This window comes from Salegentibacter profundi (genome assembly GCF_054121475.1).
Map to the genome: position 1 here is coordinate 1 of NZ_JBSYGG010000022.1, position 10,627 is coordinate 10,627.

General features: G+C 41.1%; 10 protein-coding genes and 1 pseudogene. 6 read left to right on the plus strand and 5 right to left on the minus strand.

The genetic code is table 11. From position 1 onward, the window contains the following. Nucleotides 1-92, minus strand: a pseudogene (locus ACW6NC_RS15935) (transketolase); the annotation flags it as partial. A gap of 174 nt (nt 93-266) precedes the next feature. On the opposite strand from ACW6NC_RS15935, the gene tgt reads away from it, so the two are divergent. From tgt to ACW6NC_RS15965, 6 genes are all read left to right on the plus strand, one after another. Beyond that, nucleotides 267-1,397, plus strand: a complete 1,131-nt coding sequence (tgt, locus tag ACW6NC_RS15940; RefSeq protein WP_457867551.1) for a tRNA guanosine(34) transglycosylase Tgt — start codon at nt 267-269, stop codon at nt 1,395-1,397. Nucleotide 1,398: 1 nt separating this feature from the next. Beyond that, nucleotides 1,399-2,475 (plus strand): LptF/LptG family permease, encoded by a 1,077-nt coding sequence (locus tag ACW6NC_RS15945; RefSeq protein ID WP_457867553.1) that lies wholly within the window; start codon nt 1,399-1,401, stop codon nt 2,473-2,475. A 100-nt stretch (nt 2,476-2,575) separates the two neighbouring features. After that, nucleotides 2,576-3,529 carry an acetyl-CoA carboxylase carboxyltransferase subunit alpha gene (locus ACW6NC_RS15950; protein ID WP_457867555.1) on the plus strand — a complete coding sequence of 318 codons (954 nt, stop codon included), beginning with the start codon at nt 2,576-2,578 and terminating at the stop codon, nt 3,527-3,529. A gap of 168 nt (nt 3,530-3,697) precedes the next feature. Beyond that, nucleotides 3,698-5,263, plus strand: coding sequence for a replicative DNA helicase (gene dnaB / locus ACW6NC_RS15955; protein WP_457867557.1), 1,566 nt, complete (start codon nt 3,698-3,700; stop codon nt 5,261-5,263). A 145-nt stretch (nt 5,264-5,408) separates the two neighbouring features. After that, on the plus strand, nt 5,409-6,590 hold the full coding sequence (locus tag ACW6NC_RS15960) for an asparagine synthetase B (RefSeq protein ID WP_457867559.1): 1,182 nt from the start codon (nt 5,409-5,411) through the stop codon (nt 6,588-6,590). A 17-nt stretch (nt 6,591-6,607) separates the two neighbouring features. Further along, a complete protein-coding gene (locus ACW6NC_RS15965; RefSeq protein ID WP_457867561.1) occupies nt 6,608-7,033 on the plus strand; it encodes a secondary thiamine-phosphate synthase enzyme YjbQ in 426 nt (141 codons plus the stop codon). Nucleotides 7,034-7,082: 49 nt separating this feature from the next. Here ACW6NC_RS15965 and rplT read toward each other — a convergent pair whose 3' ends face one another. From rplT to thrS, 4 genes are all read right to left on the minus strand, one after another. After that, entirely contained in the window at nt 7,083-7,427 is a 345-nt protein-coding gene (rplT, locus tag ACW6NC_RS15970; protein ID WP_457867563.1) for a 50S ribosomal protein L20, read from the minus strand. Between the two features lie 112 nt (nt 7,428-7,539). Further along, complete coding sequence (rpmI, locus tag ACW6NC_RS15975) at nt 7,540-7,737, minus strand: 50S ribosomal protein L35 (RefSeq protein WP_011708523.1); 198 nt, start codon at nt 7,735-7,737, stop codon at nt 7,540-7,542. A gap of 33 nt (nt 7,738-7,770) precedes the next feature. Beyond that, nucleotides 7,771-8,286, minus strand: coding sequence for a translation initiation factor IF-3 (gene infC, locus ACW6NC_RS15980; protein ID WP_457867567.1), 516 nt, complete (start codon nt 8,284-8,286; stop codon nt 7,771-7,773). A gap of 58 nt (nt 8,287-8,344) precedes the next feature. Next, nucleotides 8,345-10,291 carry a threonine--tRNA ligase gene (gene thrS / locus ACW6NC_RS15985; RefSeq protein ID WP_457867565.1) on the minus strand — a complete coding sequence of 649 codons (1,947 nt, stop codon included), beginning with the start codon at nt 10,289-10,291 and terminating at the stop codon, nt 8,345-8,347. Nucleotides 10,292-10,627: the final 336 nt, after the last annotated feature.

Consider the following 10,627-nt stretch of genomic DNA (forward strand, 5'->3'; position numbering starts at 1 on the left):
CCGGGGTGTCCCGAATTAACCTTGTGTACCTGTCTTAAAATATCCCTGCGCACCTGCGTGGCAAAGTCTTTTAATTCCTGAATGTCTGACATTATAATATTGTGTTGTTTAAATAATGGCCACAAAAATAGGCTTTTAAATAGCTTTGACAAAGCCCCGAAAGCCCAGTTATTAACTTTGAGGTTCAAGTAACTAACAATTTAGCTTTTTAAGCGGCTTCAATTTGATTTTTAGTTGAGTATCTTTGCAGCGATTTAAATATGACTATGAAATTTGATTTATTAACTACCGATGCCGGTAGTAAAGCCCGTGCCGGAACCATTACGACCGATCACGGTAAAATTGAGACCCCTATATTTATGCCCGTGGGTACTGTGGCCTCTGTAAAAGGAGTACACCAAAGAGAACTTAAGGAAGATATTAATCCGGATATCATATTAGGAAATACCTATCACCTATATCTTAGGCCACAAACCGAAATATTAAAGAAAGCTGGTGGTCTTCATAAGTTTATGAATTGGAATCGGAACATTCTTACCGATAGCGGTGGGTACCAGGTCTATTCATTATCTGCAAGAAGAAAGATAAAGGAAGAAGGGGTGAAATTTAAATCTCATATAGATGGTTCTTCCCATACCTTTACCCCGGAAAATGTGATGGAAATTCAGCGGGCCATAGGAGCCGATATTATTATGGCATTTGATGAGTGCACTCCTTATCCCTGTGATTATCGCTATGCCAAACGCTCGATGCATATGACGCATCGCTGGCTGGACCGGTGCGTGAGTCATCTCGATAAAGTAGCACCGCTTTACGGCTTTGAACAGACCCTGTTCCCGATTGTCCAGGGCAGTACCTATAAAGACCTTAGAGCGCAATCAGCCGAATATATCGCTTCAGTTGGAGCAGAGGGCAATGCCATAGGAGGTTTATCTGTGGGGGAACCTGCAGAAGAAATGTATGCGATGACCGAGGTGGTTACCAAGATTCTACCTGAAGATAAACCCCGTTATCTCATGGGGGTAGGAACGCCTATAAATATCCTGGAAAATATTGCTTTGGGGATAGATATGTTTGATTGTGTGATGCCAACAAGGAATGCAAGAAATGGAATGCTTTTTACGGCTCATGGTACGATTAATATCAAGAATAAGAAGTGGCATGATGATTTTTCTCCCTTAGATGAGATGGGAATTACCTGGGTGGATACAGAATATTCCAGGGCATATCTAAGACACTTGTTTACCGTTAATGAAATGCTTGGCAAGCAAATTGCAACGATCCATAATCTTGGTTTTTATCTCTGGTTGGTGAGAGAGGCCAGAAAGCATATCTTAGCAGGGGATTTCACAGCCTGGAAGGATAAAATGGTAAAACAAATGGATAAGCGTTTATAAATTGAAGATCCTTGACTGGTACATACTGAAGCGCTATCTGGGAACTTTTTTCCTGATGTTATTGCTGTTTATACCTATTGGTATAACCGTAAACCTTGCTGAAAAGATCGATAAGATCCTGGAGAATGAGGTACCCTTTATGGAGGTGGTCTTGTATTATCTGGATTTTACCATATATTTTGCCAACCTGCTTTTTCCGTTATTCCTTTTTCTATCCGTAATCTGGTTTACTTCCAAGCTGGCCAATAATACCGAAATCATCGCTTTTTTAAGCAGTGGAGTTTCCTTTTACAGGTTTTTACGACCTTACCTGATTGGGGCAACGATTGTTTGTGTTTTTGCCCTGGTTCTAAGTATGTATCTGGCCCCTAAAGCCAGTAAGGGTTTTAATGAGTTTAAATATGAATATCTTAAAAAGGGCGCACAGATCCAGGAGACTAATGATGTTTACAGGCAGATTAATGATGATGAATATATCTATGCCAGCCATTTTCAACCTAGAACAAAAACAGCGCGGAACTTTACCCTGGAACATTTCGATGGGAATGAGCTTAAATTTAAAATAAGCGCCTCCCGCCTTAAATACAATGAAGAAGACTCTACCTATACCTTAAGTGTATTTGATAAACGAATTATTGGAGAAGATGGAGATGAGATCATTCATGAAACTACGGTAGATACTATCCTACCTTTTGAATTTGATGAGCTAACCCCGGAAAACTATATCGCGGAAACGCTAAATTATACGGAACTCAACGAATTTATCGCCCAGGAACGGCGCCGCGGCTCGGGAAATGTTAATCGTTACCTGGTGGTAGCCTACAAAAGATGGAGTATCCCGGTCTCAGCCTTTATTCTAACCATCATTGCAGTGGCCGTTTCTTCCATTAAAAGAAGGGGCGGTATGGGGGTGAACCTGGCCCTGGGAATCACTTTGGCCTTTGTATTTATTTTCTTCGATAAAGTATTTGGGACAATGGCGGAGCAGTCGACTTTCTCACCCCTTGTGGCTGTGTGGTTTCCTAATATAAGTTTCGGGATACTAGCTGTTTATCTTCTGCTAAAGGCCAAGCGATAGGGCCTGAAATTTCATTGATAAAATATTGTAGAATCATAGGAAATCTTCCTTTTAAAGTTTGTTATATTTGTAAGCTAATAAAAAACACCCATAACTACTTATGGAATATTTAGATTTTGAATTACCCATTAAAGAGTTAGAAGAACAGTACGAGAAAGCTTGTAATATAGGTTCAGAAAGTGAAGTGGATGTTACTGCTACCTGCAAACAGCTTGAGAAGAAACTGAAGGAGAAGAAAAAGGAGATCTACAAGAACCTTACTGCATGGCAAAGAGTGCAGCTTTCCAGGCATCCCAACCGACCATATACGTTGGATTATATTAACGCTATATGCGGAGATACGTTTCTGGAACTTCATGGTGACAGGAATGTAAAAGATGATAAAGCGATGATTGGTGGACTTGGAAAGATCGATGATCAAAGCTTTATGTTCATCGGCCAGCAAAAAGGATATAATACCAAAACAAGACAATACCGGAATTTCGGGATGGCCAACCCGGAAGGATACCGCAAAGCACTTAGGCTCATGAAGTCTGCAGAGAAATTCGGGGTGCCGGTGGTCACCTTCGTGGACACTCCCGGAGCTTATCCCGGTATGGAAGCCGAGGAACGTGGGCAGGGGGAGGCCATTGCCAGGAATATTTTAGAAATGACCCGCCTCAAAGTACCGATCTTTGTAGTTATTATAGGGGAAGGAGCAAGTGGTGGAGCCCTGGGAATTGGTGTCGGGGATAAAGTTCTCATGCTGGAAAATACCTGGTATTCGGTTATTTCACCTGAATCTTGTTCTTCCATTTTATGGAGGAGCTGGGAATTCAAGGAACAGGCGGCAGATGCGCTGAAACTGACCGCTGCGGATATGAAAAAACAAAAGCTTATCGATGAGATCATAAAGGAACCTCTTGGGGGTGCTCATAGCCAGAGAGAGGAAACCTTTGAAACGGTAAAAAAGGCTATTTCTTCCTCTTATGAGGAGTTTAAAAACTTATCACCAGCAGATCTTGTTGAAAAAAGAATGGATAAATATTTAAGCATGGGAGTTTTTAAAGGCTGAGTCCTTAATTAACATAACCTGATAAAAATCCGAAACATTCAGTTTCGGATTTTTTTACCCTTATTAACAAGATTACCGAGTTATTAACAGGCAAAATGTTGATGACTTGTGGATTAACTCAAGTTGGTTTTCTTAAGACCCTCTTAACATTTTATTTACTTTAGTGCTATGGAAAAATTGACTTCCCCCCAAAGTTTTAAATATCAAAAATCCAATGTGATAAACCTTGAAAAAGGAAAGCTTCCTCCTCAAGCTGTTGATTTAGAAGAAGTTGTGCTGGGGGCTATGATGATCGATAAAAAGGGGGTAGATGAAATTATAGATATCCTCAATGCTGATGCCTTCTACAAGAACGCCCATAAATTAATCTTTGAGGCCATACATAAACTCTTTGAGAACACCGAGGCCATCGACTTATTAACGGTTTCCAATCAATTAAAGAAAGATGGAAATTTTGATAAAGTGGGTGGCGATTATTACCTCATTCAATTAACTCAGAAGGTCTCTTCCTCGGCACACATTGAGTTTCACGCGCGAATAATTCTTCAGAAATACATTCAGCGAAGTCTTATAAAGATCTCTAACGAAATTATTGAGGAGGCTTATGATGAAGGTACCGATGTCTTTGATCTTCTGGACAATGCTGAGGCAAAACTCTATGAGGTCACCCAGGGAAATATTCAGAAATCTACCGAGACTGCACAGAGTTTGGTTATTCAGGCCAAGAACCGAATTCAGGAAATATCCAATAAGGAGGGTCTTAGCGGTGTTCCCTCAGGATTTGAAAAACTCGACAGGCTGACTTCGGGATGGCAGCCCAGTGACCTTATTATCGTGGCGGCGCGTCCTGGTATGGGTAAAACGGCATTAACCTTGTCTATGGCCCGTAATATTTCCGTTGGACAGAATATACCAGTAGCGTTTTTCTCTCTGGAGATGTCTTCGGTTCAGCTCATTACACGACTTATTTCCTCGGAGACCGGTCTGTCTTCAGAAAAATTAAGAACCGGAAACCTGGAAAAACATGAATGGGAGCAGTTAAATGTAAAGGTAAAGGACCTTGAAAAAGCTCCGTTGTTTATTGATGATACACCATCGCTTTCTATTTTCGACCTAAGAGCAAAAGCACGGCGGCTTGCCTCCCAGCACGGCATAAAACTGATCGTGGTTGATTACCTGCAATTAATGACCGCCGGTGGCTCACAAAAAGGGGGCGGTAACCGGGAGCAGGAGATTTCAACAATATCACGGAACCTTAAAGCGCTAGCTAAAGAATTGAATGTTCCGGTCATTGCCCTCTCACAGCTCTCCAGGGCAGTGGAAACGAGAGGAGGAAGTAAAAGACCTTTGCTTTCCGATTTGAGGGAATCTGGAGCCATCGAGCAGGATGCAGATATTGTTTCATTTATTTATCGTCCCGAATATTATAAAATTGATGAATGGGATGATGAGGAGCGTACCCCAACCGAAGGTCAGGGAGAATTTATTGTGGCCAAACACAGAAACGGGGGACTGGAAAATATCAGGTTGAAATTCATTGGGCATCTTGGTAAATTTGATAACTTAGATGAATTCGATTCGCCATTTGAATTTCATTCCAAGATGAATAGTGGAGGAGATGAATCTCAGGAATTTGGCGGTGGTAACCTGCCGAGTCCAAGTGCCGATGAAGCCTTTGGAAGCTCAATGAATGATGATTTTAATAATGAAGACGATAACGAAGTGCCTTTTTAAGATATATTTTTTTTCTGCTCCAGGCAGTTATTTTTTATTCGACATTTTGAAAGGGTTTGCCAATTCCAGGGTACGACCCTTTCTTTTTGTATTCCTTTTAAGTTTTGCGCCTTTTTCGGTCCTATCATCTAATATTCTAATCCCCATGGATGATTTGCAAAGCGATCACCTGAAAGCTTACGGGTTAGCTTATTACGCCCTGGAGGAAGATTTGGAAGTGCGTTGGCTCCTTAATTACCGGGGAGGATCTTTCCTGGTCTCCGATACAGAGAATTTTCAGAAGGAATGCAGGATAAGGGGAGTCTCCTTTGAACTTATTAGTGATGCAAAGACTTCTGATATCCTCAAGGAAATATCGAGTCCTTCTCAAAACATGGAAAACGTGATGCTTGAGAAAGCCCCAGAGATCGCGGTTTATTCCCCAGGAGATGCCAGGCCCTGGGACGATGCGGTAACTATGGTTCTTACCTATGCGGAAATTCCTTATGAGACGATTTATGATGAGCAGGTCCTCAGTGATGCACTGGTTCGTTATGACTGGCTTCATCTTCACCACGAAGATTTTACGGGTCAGTATGGGAAGTTTTATCGTGCTTTCCGAACCACACCCTGGTACATCAAAGAAAAGCAGGAAGCCGAGGCCATGGCAGAGAAATTGGGTTATGCCAAAGTATCCGAGCAAAAGCTGGATGTGGCTCTTAAAATAAAGGACTACGTCATCGGAGGGGGCTTTATGTTTGCCATGTGTAGTGCTACTGATAGTTTTGATATTGCTTTATCAGCCGAAGGAGTCGATATCGCAGAGCCTATGTTTGATGGGGATCCCAGCGAGCCAGGTTACCAGTCCAAAATAGATTTTAATAAGACCTTTGCTTTTACGGATTTTATTCTGGAGCGCAGCCCGATGGTATACGAATTTTCATCTATCGATATGACAGAGCGCCGACAAATTCCCAGGGAATCCGATTATTTTACCCTTATGGACTTCTCTGCAAAATGGGACGTTGTGCCAACGATGTTAACACAGAACCATACCCGGCTTGTAAAAGGTTTTATGGGACAAACAACGGCTTTTAACCCCGAAAATGTCAAACCCAATGTACTGATAATGGGAGAAAGTAAATTAAATGGGGAAGCCAGGTATATTCATGGTATAAAAGGAAAGGGTTTCTTTACCTTTTACGGTGGCCACGATCCGGAAGATTACCAGCATAGGGTTGGAGATCCTAAGACAGAACTCTCTCTTCATCCTAATTCCCCGGGATACCGGTTAATATTAAATAATGTATTGTTTCCTGCCGCAAAGAAGAAGCCTCAAAAAACTTAAAAAATAAAAAAATACCAATGGAAGTATTTCAGAAAGAAATAAGACTGAATGCAAAATCGAGAGGATTTCATTTGGTTACGGATGAAATTCTGTCAGAAATAAGGGAAATCAAGGACTTTAAAATCGGGCTGTTTCATATTTTTATTAAACATACTTCGGCTGGATTGACCATTAATGAGAACGCAGATGCGACAGTGAGAGAAGATTTTGAAAGTCATTTTAATAAAATGGTTCCGGAAAACATGCCATATTATAAACATACGGTGGAAGGACCAGATGATATGCCGGCACATATTAAAGCATCTTTACTGGGGACTGCCCTGCAAATACCCATTACAAATGGAAGATTAAATTTAGGTACCTGGCAAGGAATTTATCTTTGTGAACATAGAGACCATGCAAGACGAAGAAGCCTGGTCATCACCATAACAGGTGAAAAATAAAAAAGCCCGGTTATTCGCCGGGCTTCTTTCTAAGAGAGTATAATTTTGTTTATTTTACTTTGTCTACTATTGCTTTAAAAGCTTCGGGCTGATTCATCGCAAGATCGGCAAGAACTTTACGGTTCAAACCGATTCCGTTTGCTTTAACTCCTCCCATAAACTGAGAATAAGACATACCGTGTTCACGGGCTGCAGCGTTTATACGCATAATCCATAGTGAACGGAAATTACGTTTTTTGGTTTTGCGGTCTCTGTATGCATAAAGCATAGCTTTCTCTACCGCGTTTTTGGCAACTGTCCAAACGTTTTTACGACGTCCGAAGTAACCTTTTGCTTGCTTAAGAACCTTTTTTCTTCTGGCTCTTTTCGCAACTGAATTTACTGATCTTGGCATAATTTTAATTTTTTTGTAGCAGGCGGTCGATCTTTGACACTTTCCTAAAACCGTTTAAGGTTTTGCCCAACTCCAGGGTTTTTAAATTGTTTAAACCGTTAAGGGCTTCAGCTTACTTTAAACGTAACTGAAGTTTAACATTATCCTTATCAGCATCGTGTACCAAAGTACTATGCGTTAAGGCTAACTTACGTTTTTTAGACTTCTTGGTTAAGATGTGACTTTTAAACGCATGCTTTCTTTTAATCTTACCTGTACCTGTAAGCTTGAAACGCTTCTTGGCACTGGATTTTGTTTTCATTTTAGGCATGTTCTTCTTCTTTTATAATTAACTCTCTTATTCTTATTTAGTCTTTCTGGGGGCAAGGAACATGGTCATTCTTTTGCCTTCCAGTTTAGGCATTTGTTCTACTTTACCTAATTCTTCCAAATCCTGGGCTAATCTAAGGAGTAAGATTTCTCCTTTATCTTTAAACACGATGGATCTTCCTTTGAAGAATACAAATGCTTTTAGTTTAGCTCCGTCTTTCAGGAATTTTTCAGCATTACGTTTTTTGAACTCATAATCGTGATCATCGGTATTGGGTCCAAAACGAATCTCTTTTACCACTACCTGACTCGCTTTGGCCTTTAAGGCTTTCTCGCGTTTTTTCTGTTCATAGAGAAATTTTTTGTAGTCCATCACCTTAACCACGGGTGGCTTAGCGTTTGGAGAGATTTCTACCAGATCCAGGCCTTGCTCATCAGCAATTTCCAGAGCCTTTTGTGTAGGGTAAACTCCCATTTCTACATTATCGCCTACCAGGCGTACTTCATCAGCACGAATCTTTTTATTGATCCGGTGTTGATCTTCTTTAATTTCTCTTAGCGGTCGCTTTGATCTTTTTCTACGTATTGCTATGGCTATCGTATTTTAATTAAACTTCAAACGTCTTTAACGTTTCTCTTATTTCTTTATTTATTATTTCGGCAAAGGCTTCAGGGGACATTGATCCCAGGTCTCCTTCCCCGCGTTTTCGTACAGAAACTGTACCATCTTTCTCTTCCTGTTCTCCTACAATCAACATGTAGGGGAATTTGTTTACTTCGGCTTCCCGAATTTTCTTCCCAACGGTTTCGTTCCGGTTATCCGCTAGGGCGCGAATTTCGTGATTTTCTAGCAAAGTTAAAACTTTTTGTGAGTATTTTTCATACTTCTCACTGAGCGAGAGAATGATAGCCTGTTCAGGCATTAGCCATAGCGGGAAGTTCCCGGCCGTATGCTCTAGCAGGATAGCGATAAATCTTTCCATGCTTCCAAATGGTGCACGATGTATCATTACCGGGCGATGTGACTCATTGTCACTGCCTTTATAGGTAAGATCAAACCTCTCTGGCAGGTTGTAGTCTACCTGGATGGTACCTAGCTGCCAACTTCTTCCCAGAGCATCCTTAACCATAAAGTCCAGCTTTGGTCCATAAAAAGCAGCCTCACCAGTTTCTATGACATAATTAAGACCTTTTTCCTTTGCTGCGTTGAGGATAGCGTTTTCAGCTTTTTCCCAAACATCATCACTGCCGATATATTTTTCCTTATTGTCGGGATCCCTCAGGGAAACCTGGGCGGTAAAGTTTTCAAAACCTAATGAATCAAATACATATAAGGTAAGGTCTATCACTTTTTTGAATTCGGAATCTAATTGATCCGGAGTACAAAAAATATGAGCATCATCCTGAGTAAAGCCTCTCACCCGGGTTAGCCCGTGCAATTCACCGCTTTGTTCATAACGATAAACAGTCCCAAATTCGGCAAATCGCTTGGGAAGGTCACGATAACTCCAGGAAGAAGCGTTGTAGATCTCACAGTGGTGAGGACAATTCATCGGTTTGAGCAAGAATTCCTCTCCTTCATTTGGTGTGTGAATGGGCTGAAAACTGTCTTCTCCGTATTTGGCGTAATGACCGGAAGTGACATAGAGTTCTTTTTGCCCGATATGTGGGCTCACAACCATCTCATAACCGGCTTTCTTCTGGGCTTTTTTTAAAAAATTCTCCAGGCGCTCTCTTAAAGCCGCCCCTTTGGGGAGCCATAGGGGTAAGCCCTGACCCACCTTTTGGGAAAAGGTAAAAAGCTCGAGTTCCTTTCCTAATTTTCGGTGGTCTCGTTTTTTAGCCTCCTCGAGAAGCTCGAGGTATTCCTTTAATTCCTTTTGCTTTGGGAATGAAATTCCATAAACCCTGGTAAGTTGTGGATTTTTTTCATCCCCTCGCCAGTAAGCACCGGCAACGCTCATTAACTTCACCGCTTTTATAAATCCGGTATTTGGAAGATGACCTCCCCGGCATAGATCGGTGAAATTAGAATGATCACAGAAAGTGATTTCTCCGTCCTGGAGTTTCTCTATAAGCTCAAGCTTAAATGGGTTATTTTGCTTTTTATAATACTCCAGTGCATCAGCCTTGGAGACCTCACGCATTTTAAAGTCGTGCTTTTCCCTTGCGATTTCCAGCATTCTGTTTTCGATCTTTTTAAAATCGTTTTCAGAGAGCTTTTCTTCTCCGAAATCCACATCATAGTAAAAGCCATTCTCCACGGCAGGGCCAATAGTAAGTTTAGCCTCTGGGTACAGCTCCTCGATGGCCTGAGCCATAACGTGTGAGGTGGAGTGCCAGAATGCTTTTTTACCTTCCTTATCCTTCCAGGTATAAAGAACAAGGTCGCCATCTTCCTGAAGTGGAGTGGAGGTTTCAACGGTTTCTCCTTTGTATTTAGCTGAAATAACATTTCGGGCAAGGCCTTCGCTTATGCTTTTAGCTACCTCCATAGGAGTGGTTCCCTTTTCAAATTCCTTTATACTGCCGTCTGGCAAACTAACCTGGATCATTCTTTTGATTTCTAAACTGATTAATGCGCAAAGATAACAGGTTGACTTTGGTTGCGCAATACCGCAGGAATATAAAAATGGGCTAATAAAACAATGTAGGGTTTTGTCCTTATTATATATACTAGAATTTATGATCAATCAGATGTGCGCTTTCTTTTAGTCGGTCTTCGAAAAATTTTAGGAAATATAAAGGCTTCAAAAAGAAGGCTTTTCAAGTGGTATTTAAGATTTCTTTAAAAAACTTTTAATTTTTGCTTGTGGGAGTAAAAAAGCCCTGTATATTTGCAGCCGCTTACAGGGATAACAGGAGTTATAAAGGTAGGCGGAAGTTCTTTA